Source organism: Martinezella lusitana, from assembly GCF_014207095.1.
GTDB classification, from domain to species: Bacteria; Pseudomonadota; Alphaproteobacteria; order Rhizobiales; family Rhizobiaceae; genus Rhizobium; species Rhizobium lusitanum_B.
The window spans coordinates 455112-475631 of the sequence record NZ_JACHBG010000001.1 but is presented as its reverse complement, the minus strand read 5'-3'; the positions used below and the strand labels follow the sequence as shown (position 1 = coordinate 475631).

Below are 20520 nucleotides of genomic sequence, written 5' to 3'. Positions count from 1 at the left end.
ATGGCTGCCTGCGGTCTTCGAAGCCAGACTTCTGTGGTTGCTTTACCTATGCTTGACGGAACCCAGCCGCTCGCCGGGAATCAAGGCAGTTCGGCTAATGCAGTAGGTTTTAGCCGTTGTCCTTGAGCAGCCGGCTCTTCTGGCGGTTCCAGTCGCGTTCCTTCTCGGACTCGCGCTTATCGTGCAGCTTCTTACCCTTGGCGAGCGCCAACTCAAGTTTTGCACGGCCGCTATCGTTGAAATAGATCTTCAACGGCACCAGCGTCATGCCCTCGCGGTTGACGGCGGAACGCAGCCTGCCGATTTCGCGGCCGGAGAGCAGCAGCTTACGGCGGCGACGCGGCTCATGATTGAAGCGGTTCGCCTGCAGATATTCCGGCAAATAGGAGTTGATGAGCCAGATCTCGCCGTCTTCATCGGAAGCGTAGGATTCGGCAATGTTGGCCTTGCCTTCACGCAGCGACTTGACCTCCGTGCCCTTCAGCACGAGACCCGCTTCATACGTGTCGATAATCTCGTAGTTGAAGCGTGCCTTTCGGTTCTCCGCCACGATCTTGTTCACTACGCGCTGGCTGCCTTTGGGGGCCATGATTGTTCTTCTTCTTTTCTGACGTCATTCCGGCTGCGGCTAACAGCGCGGCCCAGGTTTCAGCACTCTAAATAAGCGAGACCGCTCTCCTTGTGAAGAGAGCGGTCTCGCAGAGTTTGGCAATGAGTCTGCAATCGGCCTCAGTTCAGCAGGCCGGCATGGCGCATGGCCGCATCGATCGCAGCTTCCGTGCGGGGCTCAAGGGTCGACAATAGCGGTGAGCGGACATTGCGGCTCATCCGACCAAGACGGGAAAGGCCATACTTAGCACCGCAGAGACCAGGCTCAAGGAAGATCGCCTTGTGCAGAGGCATCAGACGGTCCTGATACTCCAGCGCCTTGGCATAGTCGCCGGCAAGCGTCGCCGCCTGGAACTCGGCGCAGAGGCGCGGCGCGATATTGGCCGTTACCGAAATGCAGCCGATGCCACCGTGAGCATTGAAGCCCAGCGCCGTTGCGTCTTCACCGGAAAGCTGGCGGAAGTCGCTGCCGCAGGTGATGCGCTGCTCGGAAACCCGTTCGATTTTGCCCGTCGCATCCTTCACTCCGACGATGTTGCCATAGGCCTTGGCGAGTGCACCCATCGTCTCTGGCGTCATATCCACGACCGAACGGCCTGGAATGTTATAGATGTAGATCGGCAGCTTCACGGCTTCGGCAACGGCGGCGAAATGAGCGAAGAGCCCCTTCTGCGTCGGCTTGTTGTAATAGGGAGTGACGACGAGCACGGCGTTAGCGCCGACTTTTTCGGCATGCTGGGCAAGCTCGATCGCTTCACGCGTATTGTTCGAGCCTGCGCCCGCCATGACGGGAACGCGCTTGTTCGCCACTTCGATGCAAAGCTCGACGACACGCTTGTGCTCGTCATGCGACAAGGTCGGCGATTCGCCCGTTGTGCCCACGGGCACCAAGCCGCGGCTACCCTCTTTTATCTGCCACTCGACATGGGAGGCAAAGGACGCCTCATCAAACTTGCCAGCGTCAGTAAAGGGCGTAACGAGTGCGGGAATGGACCCCTGGAACATACAAGTCTCCTAGCGGCGCTGCCTTCATGCTTCAGCCGCAATCCATGGTTATGAATCCGCGCACCATAAAGCGCCGGCTTGACGGCGACAAGCGCGCTTTGATTGGTGTGGGGCAGTTTCCGATATGATAATTGATTGAAATTCGAACCGCCGGTAAGGTTTCGTTAATATAGCATTAGGCAAATGGAAAGGGCCTGATTGTTTTGTGAGTAGCCGGATGAAAAGACCTGTGATGATCTGGACCGCCATGGGCCTGGCGGTTGCGTGGGGCGCTTTTGCGTCTCAACCTTCCGGCCAGCCCACAGCGATCCGCGGCGATGTCGCGATGTCGACGCCGGATCCGATCAGCACGGCCGCCATACCGCGTGGCGGTGCCATTGCCCCGATCAGTGGCGATTTGAAGGCCGGTCTCGATGCGCTCTCCAACAAGAACCCGATGCAGGCGCTTGCCGTCCGCAACAGCATGCGAGAAGGCACGCTCGACCGTCACATACTGACCTGGGCGATTGCGACCTCTGGCCAGCCGGGCATCCCATCCGGAGAAATTGCCGCCGCTGCGCGCGAACTTGTCGGTTGGCCGGGTCTTAGCAGCCTGCGTGCGAACTCGGAGCGGGCGCTCTACATCGAAAATCCGTCCACGGAACAGATTCTCGCTGCCTTTGGCAGCACCCAGCCGGAAACCGTGGAAGGCTCGGTGATCCTGTCTCGGGCGCTCGTGGCGCGCGGCTCCGCATCTCAAGCTGCGAAGCTGATCCGCAAGATCTGGCGTACCGAGGCGCTCGACAAGCCTTTCGAAGACAAGATCCTCGCCGAATTCGCCGCGCTGCTGTCGCCCGCCGATCATAAGGCTCGCATGGACTTTCTGCTTTATCGCGACCGTACCGCTCAGGCGAAACGCTTCGGCGACCTCGGGAAGGCACAATCGCTCTACAAGGCCTGGGCTGCGGTCAACGATCGCTCGAGCAAGGCCGACGGGTTGATTGCGGCGATCGACGCCCAATGGCGCAAGGATCCTGCCTATCTCTACATGCGCATCAAGAACCTGCGCTGGCAGAACAAATATGACGATGCCGCCACCCTGCTTGGACAGATGCCCAAGGATCGTAGCGTGCTCGTCAGCCCCGGCCAATGGTGGAACGAGCAGCGGATCGTCAGCCGCGGGTTGGTGGATCAGGGTGACTTCAAAGATGCCTATCGCGTCGTCGACGCCAGCGTCGCAGAGAGCCCGCAGGATGTCGGCGAAGCCGAATTCCATGCCGGGTGGTATGCCTTGCGCGGTCTGCAGGACGGAGCGAGCGCATCGGGCCATTTCCGCAAGATCCTGCAGGTGTCGAATGGGCCGATCTCGCAATCACGCGGCTGGTACTGGCTCGGACGCGCGGCCGAGGCGGGTGGCCCGGGCAAGGCAGCCGATTTCTATGCCAAGGCGGCGGCCTATCCCAGCACGTTCTACGGCCAGCTTGCCGCCGAGAAACTTGGCCGGCGGACGCTAGACGTCACCTATCCTTCCCCCTCGCCCACCGATCGCCAGCGCTTTCAGGCACGCGAGGCGGTGCAGGCGATTTCGCGGCTCGAAGCGGCGGGACATGGCTGGCGCGCCGAGGCAATCTACCGCGCATTGGCACGACAGCTGGATGGCCCCGGCGAAATCGCCTTGCTGGCAGCTCAGGCAGAGCGCTCCGGCAATCATCAGCTTTCGTTGCAGATCGGCAAGATCGCCTATGGCCGCGGTGTCGATGTCGCCGCGCTCGCCTTCCCGATCGGCGTCATTCCGCAGAACGCCAATATCTCGGGTTCCGGCAAAGCTTTGGCCTATGCCATCGCCCGACAGGAAAGCGCCTTCAATCCGGCTGCGGTCTCCTCGGCGAATGCGCGCGGCCTGCTGCAATTGCTGCCGAAGACGGCCAAGGCGGTCGCCGGTCGGCACGGCATAGCCTATTCCGCCGAAAAACTGACGCAGGATGCCGGCTATAACGCCACACTTGGCGCTCACTATCTCGGCGAACAGATCGACACGTTCGGCGGCTCCTACATTCTGACCTTCATTGCCTACAATGCCGGCCCGAACAAGGTTCCCGAGTGGATCACCCGTTATGGCGACCCGCGCGGCAAATCGCTCGACAACGTCATCGATTGGATAGAGCGCATCCCCTTCCCCGAGACGCGCAACTACGTCCAGCGTGTCATGGAGAACTATCAGGTCTACAAGGCCCGGCTTGGGCAGAAGACCGATATCGTCAGCGATCTCGTCAACGGCCGCACGTGATCGGGCCGGCGTGCTTGGGTGCGGTTGTGCAGACCGCGGGATTGACGCTACATTTCTCGTGATATCCCAAGCACGAGGCACGATGCATGCGCAGCGATGACAAAAGCGGCTTCCTTGTTCGAACGATAGCGGCCGAGGACGGCCTGAAGCTTTATGTTCGAGACTATATCGGTGACGCGCAGGCCACACAGGAACGGCCGCCCATCATCTGCCTGCCGGGTCTGACGCGCAATTCGCGCGACTTTCACCAATTGGCGATGCTCTTGGCGTATCATTCAGCAGCGCCCTACAGAGTACTGACGCTCGACGCCCGCGGGCGCGGGCGGTCCGAACGGGACGTGGACAAATCCCACTATAATCTCGTGGTCGAAACCCAGGACGTCGTTAGCCTCTGCTCCACACTCGACATCCCAAAAGCCGTCTTCATCGGCACCTCGCGCGGCGGCCTCGTCATGCATCTGCTCGCGGCCAGCCGTCCGGATCTTCTGAAAGCGGCCATTCTCAACGATATCGGACCTGCGATCGAAAAGCCCGGCCTGGCTGAAATTCGCGACTATCTCAATCGAGACAGAAAACCGGCCGACCGGGACGATGCCGTTGCCATTCTGCGGGAGAATCACGGCGCCACATTCACGGCGCTTGCCGACGGCGACTGGCAGGACATGGCCGGCGCGATCTATGACTTTCGTGACGGCAAACCCGTGGCCGATTATGACCCGGCCATCGCCCAACAGCTGCTAGCGCTTGATTTTGAAGCACCTCTTGCGGACCTTTGGCCGCAATTCGAGGCCTTCAACGACACTCCGCTGATGGTGATTCGCGGTGAAAACACCAAGCTGCTGAGCACGCGCACCATCGAAGACATGGCGCGCCGACATCCGGGCATGGTCATCAAGTCGGTGGCGGGCCAAGGTCATGCCCCTCTCCTGCATCTCGGCGATATCCCGGAAGTCATTCGAAGCTTTCTCTCAGCGCTTTGAGGCAAGCTGATCGGCCTTCGGGACTGTGCACAATAAAAAGGCCCGGTTGGGAAAACCGGGCCTGCCCTTTTCTGATCGGAGGTCAGATCAGAAAATCTGTCGATGTCGATTCGGCGGACCGAATTAGAAGCTGCGCTGGAAGCGGAGGATACCAGCCCACTGATCCTGGTTCACAGAATCGAAGTTGGTGTAGGAGACTTCCGGCTCGATGAGCAGGTTCTTGACCGGGTTCCACTTCAGGTTCGTGGTCGCGGCAAAGATCTTCGAGTCGGTGTAGGCGAGCTGCAGGTTCCACTTCAGCTTGTCGTTGACCGGAACGCCAATGCCACCCCAAACTGCCCAGTCACCCCAGCCGCAGAGATCGCCACGGCCAACCGGGCAAGCAGACGCGTCGAGGTTCGAACCGGCATACTGGTTCAGCTTCTTGCCGTCAGTGTTCCAGCCACCCATCAAGAAGGCCTTGAAGACGCCGAAGTCAGCGTCGACGCGAGCCTTGATAGCGCCTTCTTCGACGATCGAGTCATAACCGCCGACGACCTTGAAGCCGAAGTTGCCAACCTTGTAGCCGATACCGGCAACAGCGTTCGGAGCATAGTGGTTTTGCTCTGACTTAACCCAGGCGCCGCCGAAGGAAGAGGCATCCGCACCGGAGTTACTGTCTTCAACGGAGACCACAGCCGTGAAGCCGTTGCCGGCGTCGTAGTTGTAGCTGATCTGGTTCAGTTCGTACGGGCCGTCATAGACCACGTCGTCGTTGATGACGTCGCCGGCATAACCGGTGAAGACGTTGTACTGCGAGTCAGCCTTACCGACGAGGAAGCCACCGAGGCTGATGTTAGCCCAGAGCAGCTTCGTGGTGGTGGTGTTGCCTTCCTGCCAGTCCCAACGGATGACAGTGTTGGTCTTCAGCGGACCGTATTCGGTGTCCGATGCAGTATCGAGGCTCAGCTGAGCGCGAGTATGCCAGATAGTGCCGTTGTGGGTATTCGGGTTGTAAGCATCGTACCACTTGCCTTCGGTACGAACCAAGCCGCCGACCTTGAGGCAGGTTTCGGTGCCCGGAATGAAGAAGTAGCCTGCACCGTATGCGTCGCAGATGCGAACGTATTCCAGTGGCTCCGGCTCAGCAGCAACGATGGCGTCGGCTGCGTGAGCACCGGATACTGCTGCCAGCGCAGCAGCGGAGCCGAGAAGAAGGCTCTTGATGTTCATTGGAAACTCCAGTTTCAATATCAATAAGGCGCAAGACATCACGCCGAAAAATCGACGTTCCCCACCCTACCTAGTTTTTAAAGTTGACCCCTGATCCGGGAGAACCAAGACCGTAAGTCTTGCTTCTGATTTGGACCCTACAGATCGTTTTTTTCAGAGCAATATCAGATACAAACTGTCGGCATTTATGACGCGCGTTTCAAACGGTGCGTTGCACAAAAATCACGTCGCAAATTCGTCATATTTCTGCCGCGTCGAGAATAGGTTCTGCTTAAGATTACACGGAAAAAACTTTCGCCCGATAAGCGATATCCGTGGCGGAAGTGTGCTGCGCCGGGACAGCCGGCTCTATACTTCCAATATCAGAAAGAAATGCCGCTATAGACAACGCAAAAGGCCCGATCTTTCGACCGGGCTTTTCCTCACCGAAGTGAGAAATCCTATATGACCGAAGTCATACTAGATTAGAAGCTGCGCTGGAAGCGGAGGATACCGGCCCACTGGTCCTGATTGATGGAATCCCAGTTGGTGTAGGAGACTTCTGGCATGACCAGGAGGTTCTTAACCGGGTTCCACTTGACGTTCGTCGTAGCGGCGAAGGTCTTGTTGTCGGTGTAGGCGAGCTGCAGGTTCCACTTCAGCTTTTCGTTGATCGGAACGCTTGCACCGCCCCAAACAGCCCAGTCACCCCAGCTCTGGCCGATCGAGTCGCCATTAGCATACTTGTTGAGCTTGCTGCCATCGGTGTTCCAGCCGCCCATCAAGAAGGCCGAGAATACGCCGAAGTCAGCGTCTACGCGAGCCTTGATGGCGCCTTCTTCAACGATCGAGTCGTAACCGCCAACGAGCTTGAAGGCCCATGCGCCAGCCTTGTAGCCAACACCGGCAACGGCGTCAGGAGCGTAGTGGTTGTGGCTGTCTTCGCCGTTAGCACCAACGGCGCCCGTGCCGGAGTTGCTGTCTTCAACCGAGATCACAGCCGTGAAGCCGTTGCCGGCGTCGTAGTTGTAGGTGATCTGGTTCAGTTCGTACGGGCCATCACCGATAACGTCGTCGTTGATGACGTCGCCGGCATAACCGGTGAAGACGTTGAACTGCGAGTCTTCCTTACCGACGGTGAAGCCACCGAGGCTGATGCTGGCATGCAGCAGGTTCGTCTTGGTCGGATTGCCTTCCTGCCAGTCCCAACGCATTTCGGTGTTGGTCTTCAGCGGGCCGTATTCGGTGTCCGAAGCCGTCTGCAGCTGCAGCTCAGCGCGGGTGTGCCAAAGGGTGCCGAAATGAGTGTCCGGGGTGTAAGCGTCGTACCACTTGCCTTCGGTACGAACCTTGCCGCCGATCTTGAGGCAGGTTTCGGTGCCCGGGATGAAGAAGTAACCAGCGCCGTATGCATCGCAGATGCGGACGTATTCAAGCGGCTCCGGCTCAGCGGCAACGATAGCGTCTGCTGCGTGAGCACCGGATACTGCTGTCAGCGCGGCAGCGGAGCCGAGAAGAAGGCTCTTGATGTTCATATTGACCTCCAGTCAAAGTTTTTGTCGAGAATGAGAACTACCCGAAGGTATTCCCTGTCCCATCCTCGCGTTTCAAGAAGTGGACGATCAATCGCCCTCGCTTCCGAGAGTGAAAATACAAGACGCGCTCTGTCACGCAATCGACATCTTCTCGGAAAGGGTGATTTGCGTAAGCCTTCTGTAAGCCCTGTTGCCGAAAGGACACAAAACGACGGCGGCGCGGTAATGTAGGTTTAGACTTCGTTAAGAAAATCCTTAATCTACGGGCACTTATGCGGCGGCTCCCAATATAGCCCAGGACGCGAGATTCGGCCGTAACGCGGCCATTGCCTGACAAAACAAGGGGTTCAGTTGAGAATTGAACGCCAGTTGTACTCTTTGCCATACAGATCGCTGGTAGCAGAGAGCTCAAAGTCCGCTCTCCCCACCGTCCCGAATCGACGCACGTACCCCGAATGATTCTGCCTTACCTCTTTCGAGACGACATTAGGGACGACGTTTGAAGACGACTCAGCACGATCGCGTTGAGGAAATTTGAAGGAAACAGCGAGACGGAAGGTCGCGTGCCACGTGATATTACCAAGCAGACGAACCTGAGTTCGATGCTGAGCAATGGGCGATCTTATTCTTGAGATTGAAATGGCGGAGAAGATGGGATTCGAACCCACGATACCATTTCTGGTATACTCCCTTAGCAGGGGAGCGCCTTCGACCACTCGGCCACCTCTCCGGTGCGGCCCTGATAGGGCCATTCATTTATCGACGCAAGCGCTTTTTCGCCTTCACCCACGTTCTTTCCGAGATTCGGCAATAGCCGGCTGCCGAATCCCGTGTGCTTGGAAGATATGAGGCGTATCAGGCCAGCAGCTGCTTGAGGTCCGCCGCGGGATCCGAGAGAATCGCTCTGGAGGGATTGGCGCCCGCTTCCAGAAGCTTCTTGCCGGCAACATAGGCCTTTGCATCGTTTACAGCGTCGACGGCGATGAAGCGGCCCTGCTTGAAATACCAGACGGAAGCGGCCCCCTCACGCGCGCCGGGCCGCAGCAGCGTCTCGTCATAGCCGAGATTGAAGCCGGCAATCTGCAGCTTCACATCATATTGATCCGACCAGAACCAAGGCTTTGGATCGTAGGCCTTATCGCCACCGGCAATGATCTCTGCGGCGGCGTCCGCCTGGTCGACTGCGTTCTGCACCGATTCGAGGCGGATTCGCGTGCCCTCCCATGGTAGCTCGACGCAATCGCCCATGGCGAAGATCGAGGGGTCGGAGGTACGGGCGAACGAATCAACGACAATGCCATTGCCGACCTCCAGGCCTGCTTCCTTGGCAAGCCTGTCATTCGGAGCAACCCCGATACCCACCACGACGAAATCGACCTCGATGGTGGTTCCATCGGAAAGCTCGGCAGCGACGACATGACCGCTGCGGCCGACAAGCTGCTTCAGCCCCGTCTTCTCGCGAATGACGACATCATGTTTCTGATGGATCGCTCGGAATATGTCGGCCGTTTCCTTGGCCGCGACCCGCTGCAGGATCCGGTCGCTCATTTCGATGAGAGTAACTTCAAGGCCGCGATGGCGTGCAACGGCTGCCGCTTCCAAACCGATATAGCCGCCGCCGATAATAAGGACGCGGCGGCCTGGGCGCATCTCTTCCGCCAGAAAATCCGCATCGCGCTTGTCGCGGGCGACGTATACGCCTTCGAGCGCACCACCGACGGAGGGCGGAAGGCGACGCGGTGTGGAACCGGTGGCCAGCGCCAGCGTCTCGTAATCCAACCGCGAGCCATCCTGCATCACAATCTGCTTTGCGGCGCGGTCGATCTGCTCGACCCATGTGGACAGACGGATCTCGACATTGTTGTCGGCGTACCATTGTTCCGGGCGGAACAGCAGGCGATCGAAACTCATCTCGCCTAGGAGGTACTTTTTCGTCAGGGGCGGTCGCTGGTAGGGAAGGCTTTCTTCAGCGCCTGCGATGGTGATCGGCCTTGAATCACCAAGCGCCCGCAACTTGGCTGCGAGCGCGAAACCCGCCTGCCCGGCCCCAATAATGACCAATCTGCCCGTCACGATCCGTTCTCCATATTGTTATTATATGGTGTGCCGCCAGCATGAGACAGGCAGGCGCACCTATGGCCTCAGGGGTAACGCCTACCTCCGCAAGCGTCAATCACGACTGAGCCTGCGCCCGGGATCGGGAGAAAATTAGGCCGAATGACAAGCGGTTCTGCTTTTCTTTAAATAGAGGAACCGCCCATCTTCTTGGTTTTTTTTGCATTCGGGGCGGAGAACCGCCGCACATTTTCGCGGCACGTTTTAGAGGGCGATCTCGACCCAGCGCTGCTCATGGAACGATCGCGCCATGGCATGGACGGATTTCTCGATGCGCAAGCCATCTGAGAATCCGACGACTGACGCAGTCTCGCCGGAAATGGCCCGGATCAACTCGTGGCATTCGATGATCTTGAGGTCGTTGAAACCAAGGCCGTGACCAGGCGCCGGAATGAAGCGGTCGTAGGGCTTATGAGCCGGTGCGGCCAGCACCTTGCGGAAACCTTGTTCGCTGTCCCTGCCCTCGGCCTGATAAAGCTCGAATTCGTTCATGCGCTCCTGATCGTAACAGATCGATCCCTTGGAGCCGAAGATCTGTAAGGCTATTCTTCCCTTTCGGCCCCAGGCCGAGCGATTGGCCATCAGTACAGCAGAAATGCCACCGCCAAGTCGCATCAGCACATTGGCGAGATCGTGATTCTCGACGGCGCGGCTGCCGCCCTCCTTCAATGGCCGCTCGGCATAGGGCTTCACCATATCGGTGATCACGGCCTCCACATGCCCAAACAGGAACCACAGCAGCGAGAGCGGGTGCACGGCGAAATCGTCCAGGGCGCCGTAGCCGGAGGCAAGCTCGCTCTTCCAATAGAAGAGGCCGTTCGGATCGGCCATGAAATCTTCGTCCATTTCGACGCGGACATGGTTGACGGCACCGATCGCGCCGTCTTCGATCAACGACTTGATGTGCCGCATAACGGGGTTCTGGATATAGTTGTAACCGAGAATGGCGACCTTGCCGGAGGCTTTCGCCGCAGCGAGCATACGCTCGGCAGCATCATAGGCCGGCGCCATCGGCTTTTCGCACCAGACATGTTTGCCGGCCTCAAGTGCGGCAATCGCCATTTCCGGGTGGAACTGATTGGGTGTGGTGACAGAGACGACATCGACCTCGGGATCGGCAATAAGGTCACGCCAGTTGGCCGTCGCTCTCTCGAAGCCGAATTCATCGCCCCTCGCCTTTGCCAGATCGGCATTGGCTTCGGCCAGATGGACTAGCCGAGGCCGTGCCACGTCGCCGAATACGGTCTTGACCGCATTCCATGCCAGCGCATGGCACTTGCCCATATAGCCCGTGCCGATCAGTCCAACGCCCAATGGCTTCATTTGCCCATTCTCCTCCGCTTCCACCCGAAGCGAAGTCATTTTTGGAATGTTTAGACCGTTTTGGCAAGCGCACTCTCTTGACCTCCCAAGCCAAACCTCAATAATTCTCCATATTTTCCTTTTAAAATTAGATACTTAAAAATATTCGTGCCGAACAAATCGAAATCCGCTATCTTTGCAAATATGGAATACTTATTCCATCACAGGGGCAGGATGGCGGAAACGGGCATGGATAACGGTATCGGCACGCAGACAAAGGTGCCGCGCGACTTCGAAAGTCTGCGCAGCAACATCATAGAGCGCAAGAACGCTATGCCGAAGCGTTTGGCGCAGGTTGCCGCCTTCGCGCTTGGCAATCCCGATGAAATTGCCTTCGGCACGACGGCGAGTATCGCAGCTGCCGCCGAAGTCCAGCCTTCGACGCTGGTCCGTCTTGCGCACCACCTCGGCTATGAGGGTTTTTCCGACCTGCAGAGCATCTTTCGCGAAAGATTGCGCGACCGGACACTGAGCTATGAAGAGCGCTTGGTGACCCTCGAACGCTCCGGCGTTGAAAACGAGGATGCCAGCATTCTCTCCGGCTTTCTGTCCGCGGCAAGCCAATCGGTCAACAAGCTCGCTGCGACCATTGAGACAGAGGCGTTCGCCAGGGCCGTCGATGTGCTCGCCGCCGCCGAGACAATCTATCTCATCGCCAAGCGCCGGTCCTATCCGCTCACCGCGCACATGGCCTACGCCTTCTCCAAGCTGAATATACGCCATCAGATCGTCGCGTCCCCGAATGGCATCGACAGCGAGATCGCCCGCTTCGCCACGGAAAAAGATGCCGCGATCGCTGCGAGCTTCTCCCCCTATGCCGCCGAAAGCCTGTCGCAGGCGCAGGATCTGGCGTCACGCAACGTGCCGGTCATTGCGATTACCGATTCGGCCTTCTCGCCGCTCACTGCCTGTGCGACCCACTGGTTCGAAGTGGCCGAGACCGACTTCGCCGGTTTCCGCTCCATGTCGGCTTCGATGGCGCTGGTCATGGCCCTCCCCGTCGCCATTGCCGAGCGGCGGCGAAAAGCTGCTGCAAAAGCCGATAAAACGAAAATGGAATAAATATTCCGAATTGACAAAAAATCGGAACCGATGTTTCATTGCGTCCAGGATAACGGCAGCGAAAACGGCCAGCCAATCCGCCGCAACCGGGACGATACGAATACCGGCACTTTCAATGACGCATGATCTCGGCGCAGGCTGAAGAGCAAAAGAGGTCATGCATGGACGGGAGGACATCATGGCACACGACAATTCTGGCGCCGAGCCGGAGACGAAACTCGATGTGATCACCATCGGACGATCTTCCGTCGATCTCTATGGTCAGCAAATCGGCTCGCGACTGGAAGACATTGCCTCCTTTGCCAAATCAGTCGGCGGCTGCCCGGCCAATATCGCCATCGGCACCGCCCGGCTCGGCCTGAAATCCGGCCTCATCACCCGCGTCGGCGACGAGCAGATGGGCCGCTTCATCCGCGAGCAGGCCGCCCGCGAAGGTGTTGCCGTCGATGGGATCGCCACGGACAAGGAGCGGCTGACCGCACTTGTGCTGCTGGCGGTCGAGGCCGAAGGCGTCTCGCCGATGATCTTCTACCGCTCCGACTGTGCCGACATGGCGCTGAACGAAGGCGATATAGACGAAGGCTTCATCAAGTCCTCCGGCGCAGTTCTGGTCTCAGGCACACATTTCTCCAAGCCCAATACCGAGGCGGCGCAGCGCAAGGCGATACGCATCGCCAAGGCGAACGGCCGAAAGGTGATCTTCGACATAGACTACCGGCCGAATCTCTGGGGCCTTGCCGGCCACGCCGAGGGTTTCGAGCGCTATGTGAAGTCGGATCGCGTGTCCACCAAGATGAAGGAAACGCTGCCGCATTGTGATCTGATCGTTGGCACGGAAGAGGAGATCATGATCGCCTCGGGTGCGGACGACGTGCTCGGCGCCTTGAAGGAAATCCGCCGCCTCTCGTCCGCGGTTATCGTGCTGAAGCGCGGCGCCATGGGCTGCATCGTTTATGAGGGACCGATTTCTGACGATCTCGAAGCAGGCATTGTCGGCCAGGGTTTCCCGATCGAGGTGTTCAACGTTCTCGGCGCCGGCGACGCCTTCATGTCTGGCTTCCTGCGCGGCTATCTGCGCGGCGAGCCGCTGAAGACCTGCGCCACCTGGGCCAACGCCTGCGGCGCTTTCGCCGTTTCCCGCCTGCTCTGCTCGCCGGAATATCCGACCTGGGCGGAGCTCGACTTCTTCCTGAAGACCGGCAGCAAGCACCGCGCGCTGCGCAAGGATGAGGCGATCAACCATATCCATTGGGCAACAACCCGCCGCAGCGACGAGATCCCGCTACTGATGGCGCTTGCGATCGATCATCGTTCGCAGCTCGTCAGCATCTGTGATGAATTGGGCCTTGGTCACGACAAGATCGTCGCCTTCAAGCGGCTTGCCGTCGAGGCGGCGGCGCGAGTAGCGGATGGCCGACCTGGCTATGGGATGCTGATCGACGAGCGCTTCGGGCGTGATGCCTTCTTCGATGCCGCAACCAAGAATTTCTCCTGGATCGGGCGTCCCGTCGAACTACCGGGCTCGAAGCCGCTGAGATTCGAATTCAGCCAGGATATCGGCTCGCAGCTCGTCGAATGGCCGCTCAGCCATTGCATCAAGTGCCTGTGCTTCTACCATCCTGACGATCCGAAGGAATTGAAGACGGAACAGCAGGAGAAACTAAGGACGCTGTTCGAAGCCGCACGCAAGGTCGGCCGCGAGCTTCTGGTCGAGATCATCGCCAGCAAGAATGGTCCGCTGACTGACGATACGATTCCGACGGCCTTGGAAGAGCTCTATGCGCTCGGCATCAAGCCGGACTGGTGGAAGCTGGAACCACAGGAATCGACATCAGCCTGGAAAAAAATCGATGCCGTGATCGCCAAAAATGATCCATTGTGCCGTGGTATCGTGCTGCTCGGCCTGGAGGCGCCAGCGGAGGAACTGATGCGCAGCTTCGAGGCGACGCTGGCAGCGCCTTCGGTGAAGGGTTTTGCCGTCGGCCGGACCATCTTCGCCGATCCGGCCCGGGCCTGGCTCTCAGGCGCCATGAACGACGAGGAAGCGATTGCCGACATGGCCGGCCGCTTCCGGCAATTGACGGCAGCCTGGCTCAAAACTCGCGGCCTGTGAAATTCTGGGGCGGCTCGGCTTTCTGAGAAGCTCTGAGCCGCTCTATCTCTTTGTTTTCTGGCAATTCCGGACGGAAGACCGTTACGCATTTTTCCTGGAACTGCTCTAGCATTTGGGAGGCGCCCGATGGGCAAGACGATTCGATTGACGATGGCACAGGCCGTCGCGCATTTCCTCAAGAAGCAGATGACCATCATCGACGGGCAAAAGCAGCCGATCTTCGGCGGCGTCTGGGCGATCTTCGGCCATGGCAACGTCGCCGGCATCGGCGAAGCGCTCTATCAGGTGCGCGAGGAACTGTCGACCTTCCGTGCTCACAATGAACAGGGCATGGCCCATGCCGCCATCGCTTTTGCAAAAGCGAGCTTCCGTCAGCGTTTCATGGCCTGCACGACGTCGATCGGCCCCGGCGCGCTCAACATGGTGACAGCCGCCGGCGTGGCGCATGTCAATCGCATCCCCGTTCTCTTCCTGCCTGGCGACGTCTTTGCCAACCGTGCACCCGATCCGGTCTTGCAGCAGATCGAGGATTTCGGCGACGGTACCGTTTCCGCCAATGACGCCTTCCGCCCGGTTTCGCGCTATTTCGACCGCATCACCCGTCCCGAGCAGATCATGTCGGCGCTAAAGCGCGCCATGCAGGTGCTGACCGATCCGCTTGACTGCGGGCCAGTGACGCTTTCGCTCTGCCAGGATGTGCAGGCCGAAGCCTATGATTATCCGGAAAGCTTCTTTGACGAGCATGTCTGGACCCAGCGCCGTCCGCAGCCGGATGCCGACGAACTGGCAAACGCGATCGCATTGATCCGCCGTTCGGAAAAGCCGGTCATTCTGGCCGGCGGCGGTGTGCTTTACTCGCAGGCCACCAAGGAACTGACAGCTTTCGCTGAAGCGCACGGCATTCCAGTCGTTGTCACGCAGGCAGGCAAGTCGGCCATCGACGAAAGGCATCCTCTGGCGCTCGGCTCGGTCGGCGTGACAGGCACGTCGGCGGCCAATGCCATTGCCGAGGACACCGATCTGGTGATCGCTGTGGGCACGCGCTGCCAGGACTTCACGACAGGCTCCTGGGCACTGTTCAAGAATGAGAAGCTGGCGATGGTCAGCCTCAACATCGCAGCCTACGACGCGCTCAAGCACAATAGTCATCCACTGGTGACGGACGCGCGCGAGGGGTTGAAGGCGCTTTCCGCCGGCCTTGTCGGCTGGCGCGCTCCGGCAGCGCTTGCCGAGAGGGCAACGCAGGAAAAGAAGATCTGGATGGAAGCAGCCGCTCGGGCAATGGCGACCACGAACGCCGCCCTGCCCTCCGACGCCCAGGTGATCGGTGCAGTTACGCGGACCATCGGCGGCGAGAAGACCATCGTGCTTTGCGCGGCAGGCGGCCTGCCCGGCGAAATGCACAAGCTCTGGCCGGCGACGGTGCCCGGCAGCTATCACATGGAATATGGCTTCTCCTGCATGGGTTACGAGATTGCCGGCGGGCTCGGCGCGAAGATGGCCCATCCGGAAAAGGAAGTCGTCGTCATGGTCGGCGATGGCTCCTACATGATGCTGAATTCCGAACTGGCGACCTCGGTCATGCTCGGCTTGAAGATCACCGTCGTCCTGCTCGATAACCGCGGCTATGGCTGCATCAATCGCCTGCAGATGGCAACCGGCGGTGCAAACTTCAACAATCTGCTGAAGGACTCGCGCTTCGAAGTGATGCCGGAGATCGATTTCCGAGCACATGCGGCCAGCATGGGCGCGATTGCCGTGAAGGTTTCCTCCATCACCGAGCTGGAGCAGGCCATCGAAGCCTCGAAGAAGAACGACCGCAGCTCGGTCATCGTCATCGACACCGACCCGTTGATCACGACGAATGAGGGCGGCCACTGGTGGGATGTCGCCGTTCCAGAGGTCAGCCCGCGCGCCGAGGTCAACAAGGCCCGCGCGGCCTACGAGAAGGCCCGCGCCTCCCAGCGCATCGGCTGATCGATTTCCGACAGTTTTCCGGAGGAGCTGAGACGCTCCTCCATCACTAGGCCGGATGATTTTCGGTCCGCTCGACCTAAAATCATCCGGCCGAGAATTAAAGAATTAGAGCATGATGTTGTCCGAAAACCGCTCACACTTTTCGGCATCATGCTCGGTTTTCAAGGAGACTATTGATGAAGGCCAAACTCGGCATGTCGCCCATCGCCTGGTGGAACGACGATCTTCCTGAGCTCAGCGACGACGTATCGCTGGAAGAATGCCTGCGCCAGTCGCGTGGCGCAGGCTTTACCGGCATGGAACAGGGCCGGCGCTTCCCGAGCAATCCCGATGAGATGCTGCCGATCCTGCGCGCCGCCGACGTGACGCTTTGCGGCGGCTGGTTTTCCGGCACGCTCGTCAACGAGGAGCTTGCGGCCAACAAGGATCGCATCGCGCCGATGATCGAGCTGTTCAAGGCCGTCAACGCGCCTTGCATCGTCTATGGCGAAGTCGGCCGCTCCATCCAGGGCGACCGCTCCAAGCCGCTCGCCACCAAGCCGCGCCTTTCGGATGACGAGATGAAGGCCTATGCCCGCCGCGTCACTGAATTCGGCGAATGGTGCGCCGAACAGGGCATGCCGCTCTCCTACCATCATCACATGGCGGCCGTCGTCGAAACCGAGCCGGAACTCGATGCTTTCATGCGCAATTCCGGCGCGGGCATTCCGCTGCTGCTCGATGCAGGCCACCTTGCGTTTGCCGGCGGCGACGTGCTGCGCGCCATCGACAACCATCACGCCCGTATCAACCATGTGCACGTCAAGGACATCCGCAAGCCCGTCGTGGACGGGTTGGATCGTAGCCGCCAGTCCTTCCTCGATGCCGTCGCGCTCGGTGCGTTCACAGTGCCGGGCGATGGCTCGCTCGATTTCGGCGCCATCGTCAAGCGCTTCGCCGATTACGGCTATGAAGGCTGGTTCGTGGTCGAGGCCGAGCAGGATCCGCGCAAGGCGCCACCGCAGAAGATGGCCGAGATCGGCCATGCTGAACTGATGCGCGTCATGACGGCGGCGGGCTACACCGTGGAAACCGAAGGCTTTCCCAAGGGATAGCCAGAGCGTTTCCGCTTTTCTTCGAATCGCGAAACGCTCTAGCTCTTTGTTATCTAGCAATTCCGGACGGAAAACCGCTGCGCACTTTTCCTGGAATTGCTCGAGAGATGAGCGCTCCGCGCCGATCGAAGGATGGCGAGGAGCGTTTCCAAGCAATGGAGGAAGAAAACCCATGCCCAATCTCAAGGTCAAACCTGACGGCTCCCATGGCCGCGTCACCCATGTTACGCCCGAAAGCGCCGGCTGGACCTATGTCGGCTTCGACCTCCACCGCCTGAAGCCGGGTGAAACAGCCTCGGCCGAAACCGGCGATCGCGAGGTCTGCCTCGTCTGGGTCAGCGGCAAGGGAAGCGCCAAGGCAGGCACAAAGGATTTCGGCTCGCTCGGCGGGCGCATGAGCCCCTTCGAAGGCGCGCCGCATGCGCTCTACATTCCAGCCGGCTCGAACTGGTCAGTAACCGCCGAGACCGATCTGGAGCTGGCCGTCTGCTCGGCACCGGGCGGCGGCTCCCATGAGGCGCGTGCCATTCCGCCGGGCACGCATCCGGCCCTGACGCGCGGCAAGGGCACGAATGTCCGCCACGTCAACAACATCATGCCGGAAGACGACGGTGCCGCGCATTCGCTGCTCGTCGTAGAGGTGATCACGCCGGGTGGACACACCTCGTCCTATCCGCCGCACAAGCACGATCAGGATGATCTCCCGAACGAGAGCTTCCTGGAGGAGACCTACTATCATCGCCTTAACCCGCCGCAGGGCTTCGGCTTTCAGCGCGTCTACACAGACGACCGCTCGCTGGACGAAGTCATGGTGCTGGAGGATGGCGACGTGACGCTGGTGCCGAAGGGCTACCATCCCTGTGCCGCCTGCCACGGCTACGATCTCTACTATCTCAACGTCATGGCTGGGCCGAAGCGCATTTGGAAATTCCACAATGCCGTCGAGCACGAGTGGCTGCTCAAATCCTGAGATAGCATTGTGGTTCTTAACCACCCGCCCTCGTGGTTCGAGACGGCCCTTTGGGCCTCCTCACCATGAGGGCTAGTCTCCTGCACGAGACTACACATTGAACTCGCCTCATGCGACAGGGAGCTGTTTTACGCGACGATGTGCACTCCATCCTCACCCTGAGGAGCGAAGCCTCGAAGGGCGAGGATGGCCCCAAGCTTCTCAACAGCGAAAAGGCCGCGCCTAAAAGCGCGGCCTTTTCCATTCTTATGCAGGCAACAAGCCGTAGCGCCATTTCCGATCCCTGGCGTTGCGCGACAGCACGAGCCAGGTGAGCAGGATCATTCCCGCCTCTGCGAAGATAGGCGTCATCCAGATCCCCCGTTCGCCGAAGACGAATGGCAGGAGGAATGTCAGCGGCAGAGTGAACAGATAGGACCGTGACAGACCGAAGATCGCGCCGCGTTTCGCATCGCCGATCGACTGAAAATAGGACGACAGGATGATCGCCTGGCCGAAGATGAAATAAGCGCCAATCGTCCAGGGCAGGATGCGGCCGACCTCTTCGACGATCAGGGGATCGGCAACGAAAATCGAGCCCAGATGCCTCGCCAGCAGTTCGACGACAAGTTCGACGGCGGCGCAATAGACCAGGGCCGAGATCATCGCGATGAGAACGCTATGGCCGACACGAGCCGGAAGCGCCGCACCATGATTGTGACCCGAGATGGTCTGCAGCGCGATGCTCAGGCCCAGAAGCGGCAGATAGGCGAAGGTCATCACCCGCGTGACGATCCCGTAGGCGCCGACGGTCGCAACATAATCCCCCTGGTGCCAGATCGACAGGTTGAAGAGGATAGCGGCCGAACTCAGCGAGATGCCGATGAAGCCGAGGCTCATGGGGGCGCCGAAGGCAAAGATGCCGCGCCACTCACGAATATGCAGCGCCCTATCGACCCAAAGTCCGTTGGGCCGACGCAGGCGATAGACGATGACGATCGCCAGGCAGATGAACTGCGCGATGATCGAGCCACCGGCAGAGCCGACCACGCCCCAATGGGCGACGGCTATCAGCAGCCAGTTTGCCAGGATGTTGAGCAGCGTCGAGGCGAGCGTCACGAGCGTCATGAAGCCGAGCTTTCCTTCGCAACGCAGCCCATCGAGATGCAGCGAGAGGAAGAAGCTGATCGGCGCGAAAGCAACCATGACGCCCATGAAAGCCTCGCCGGAACGGGCAACCTCCGCGTTTCCTGCCGCGGCGACGGAAATGAACTGCCGGGCCGCGAGCCAGTAGACGAGGTTTACGATGACCACGACGGCGATCGCCAGCGTATGGGCGCCCGTAAACACGGACTTAGCCCCTTCGCGGTCTCCGGCTCCGAGACGGCGGGCAAGAATGCTCGCCATGCCGTTCGAAACCAGCGTCTGCAGCGCGACCAGCAGCATGAGCGCCGGGAAGATGAGGCTAACAGCCGAGAGCGCGTCGGCTCCGACATAGACGCCGAGGAAATAGGCGTCGACGACGGCGAAGAGGCCGCTGACTGTGGTGATGATGATGATCGGCGTTGCTGTCTTGGCAAAGACGCCTGGCAGCCAGCCGGTCAGAAACATATTGGCTTCAGTATGACGTGTCATGGTGGTACCCACACAGAATCGCTCGTTATTGGCGAAGATAGCGGTCTATCGATAGAAGATGAATGTCAGATGTCGAGAACGAGATGCGGTATGCCGTTCGACGTCTTGCGTGGCGAAATGCCATCGGCATCGACCTGGGCGTTGATGCGCTGGCGGAATGCCGAGAAGCTCTCGAATTCCACCACATCAACCGGTTCGTCGAAGTGAATGGTGATCCGGTAGAGCCCGCCTGACTTCGCCGACATCGCGAGAACCTTGCCGGTGAACGGCTTGTTCAGGTAGCGCCCGCGAACGGCCGAGCCGACATCGAAGGGCGCATCAGGCCCATCATTGGGTTTGGCCGCAAGCGCCGAGAGCGTGTTCCAGTCGCGCAGCCCATGTTGCTTCGCGATCAGTTCCAGCGCCGTCGAGTGGCTCATGTCGTCGCCGCGCTCGGCCATGGCCTGACGCAAACGTCGAGCCTGAGCCTTCAATTCATCTATGGACGGATACGTCGTCATAGGATCAGCCTTTGCTAAGGCACGCAATTACGACCGTGAAACGGAGCTCGCATTACCGTCAGTCAGCATGCCCTATATGGCTGTGACCAAGAACAGCGAGGACTTCACCTTGGATTTCCATCCGCGA

General features: G+C 59.5%; 15 protein-coding genes and 1 tRNA gene. 7 read left to right on the top strand and 9 right to left on the bottom strand.

Annotation, left to right across the window (positions count from 1 at the left end):
• Positions 1-109: 109 nt before the first annotated feature.
• Positions 110-589, bottom strand: coding sequence for an SsrA-binding protein SmpB (gene smpB, locus GGD46_RS02310; RefSeq protein WP_004121827.1), 480 nt, complete (start codon positions 587-589; stop codon positions 110-112).
• A 140-nt stretch (positions 590-729) separates the two neighbouring features.
• Entirely contained in the window at positions 730-1614 is an 885-nt protein-coding gene (gene dapA, locus GGD46_RS02305; RefSeq protein ID WP_184701422.1) for a 4-hydroxy-tetrahydrodipicolinate synthase, read from the bottom strand.
• A 217-nt stretch (positions 1615-1831) separates the two neighbouring features.
• Between dapA and GGD46_RS02300 the strand changes: the two genes are divergently transcribed.
• A complete protein-coding gene (locus GGD46_RS02300; protein WP_184701420.1) occupies positions 1832-3880 on the top strand; it encodes a lytic transglycosylase domain-containing protein in 2049 nt (682 codons plus the stop codon).
• Positions 3881-3966: 86 nt separating this feature from the next.
• Positions 3967-4860, top strand: a complete 894-nt coding sequence (locus GGD46_RS02295; RefSeq protein WP_184701418.1) for an alpha/beta fold hydrolase — start codon at positions 3967-3969, stop codon at positions 4858-4860.
• Between the two features lie 123 nt (positions 4861-4983).
• Here GGD46_RS02295 and GGD46_RS02290 read toward each other — a convergent pair whose 3' ends face one another.
• The 5 genes from GGD46_RS02290 to GGD46_RS02270 all read right to left on the bottom strand — a co-directional run bounded on the left by GGD46_RS02290 (position 4984) and on the right by GGD46_RS02270 (position 11024).
• A complete protein-coding gene (locus GGD46_RS02290; RefSeq protein ID WP_184701416.1) occupies positions 4984-6072 on the bottom strand; it encodes a porin in 1089 nt (362 codons plus the stop codon).
• Between the two features lie 464 nt (positions 6073-6536).
• Positions 6537-7586 (bottom strand): porin, encoded by a 1050-nt coding sequence (locus GGD46_RS02285; protein ID WP_184701414.1) that lies wholly within the window; start codon positions 7584-7586, stop codon positions 6537-6539.
• A gap of 640 nt (positions 7587-8226) precedes the next feature.
• Positions 8227-8316, bottom strand: a tRNA-Ser gene (locus tag GGD46_RS02280).
• Between the two features lie 125 nt (positions 8317-8441).
• A complete protein-coding gene (locus GGD46_RS02275; protein ID WP_184701412.1) occupies positions 8442-9659 on the bottom strand; it encodes an NAD(P)/FAD-dependent oxidoreductase in 1218 nt (405 codons plus the stop codon).
• A 246-nt stretch (positions 9660-9905) separates the two neighbouring features.
• Positions 9906-11024 (bottom strand): Gfo/Idh/MocA family protein, encoded by a 1119-nt coding sequence (locus GGD46_RS02270; RefSeq protein ID WP_184701410.1) that lies wholly within the window; start codon positions 11022-11024, stop codon positions 9906-9908.
• Positions 11025-11252: 228 nt separating this feature from the next.
• On the opposite strand from GGD46_RS02270, the gene GGD46_RS02265 reads away from it, so the two are divergent.
• The 5 genes from GGD46_RS02265 (at position 11253) to iolB (ending at position 18279) form a co-directional block, all read left to right on the top strand.
• Positions 11253-12125 carry a MurR/RpiR family transcriptional regulator gene (locus GGD46_RS02265; protein WP_184701408.1) on the top strand — a complete coding sequence of 291 codons (873 nt, stop codon included), beginning with the start codon at positions 11253-11255 and terminating at the stop codon, positions 12123-12125.
• A gap of 178 nt (positions 12126-12303) precedes the next feature.
• A complete protein-coding gene (iolC, locus tag GGD46_RS02260; RefSeq protein WP_184701406.1) occupies positions 12304-14238 on the top strand; it encodes a bifunctional 5-dehydro-2-deoxygluconokinase/5-dehydro-2-deoxyphosphogluconate aldolase in 1935 nt (644 codons plus the stop codon).
• Positions 14239-14364: 126 nt separating this feature from the next.
• Positions 14365-16215: a 3D-(3,5/4)-trihydroxycyclohexane-1,2-dione acylhydrolase (decyclizing) gene (gene iolD / locus GGD46_RS02255; RefSeq protein ID WP_184701405.1), complete on the top strand. Its 1851-nt coding sequence runs from the start codon at positions 14365-14367 to the stop codon at positions 16213-16215.
• Between the two features lie 176 nt (positions 16216-16391).
• Positions 16392-17309, top strand: coding sequence for a myo-inosose-2 dehydratase (gene iolE / locus GGD46_RS02250; RefSeq protein WP_184701403.1), 918 nt, complete (start codon positions 16392-16394; stop codon positions 17307-17309).
• 172 nt (positions 17310-17481) lie between these two features.
• Positions 17482-18279 (top strand): 5-deoxy-glucuronate isomerase, encoded by a 798-nt coding sequence (gene iolB / locus GGD46_RS02245; RefSeq protein ID WP_184701401.1) that lies wholly within the window; start codon positions 17482-17484, stop codon positions 18277-18279.
• 246 nt (positions 18280-18525) lie between these two features.
• Here the strand turns inward: iolB and GGD46_RS02240 are convergent, their stop codons facing one another.
• Together GGD46_RS02240 and GGD46_RS02235 are read right to left on the bottom strand one after the other, a co-directional pair.
• Positions 18526-19893: an MATE family efflux transporter gene (locus GGD46_RS02240; protein WP_184701399.1), complete on the bottom strand. Its 1368-nt coding sequence runs from the start codon at positions 19891-19893 to the stop codon at positions 18526-18528.
• Positions 19894-19958: 65 nt separating this feature from the next.
• Entirely contained in the window at positions 19959-20393 is a 435-nt protein-coding gene (locus tag GGD46_RS02235; protein WP_174174054.1) for a glyoxalase superfamily protein, read from the bottom strand.
• Positions 20394-20520 lie beyond the last annotated feature (127 nt).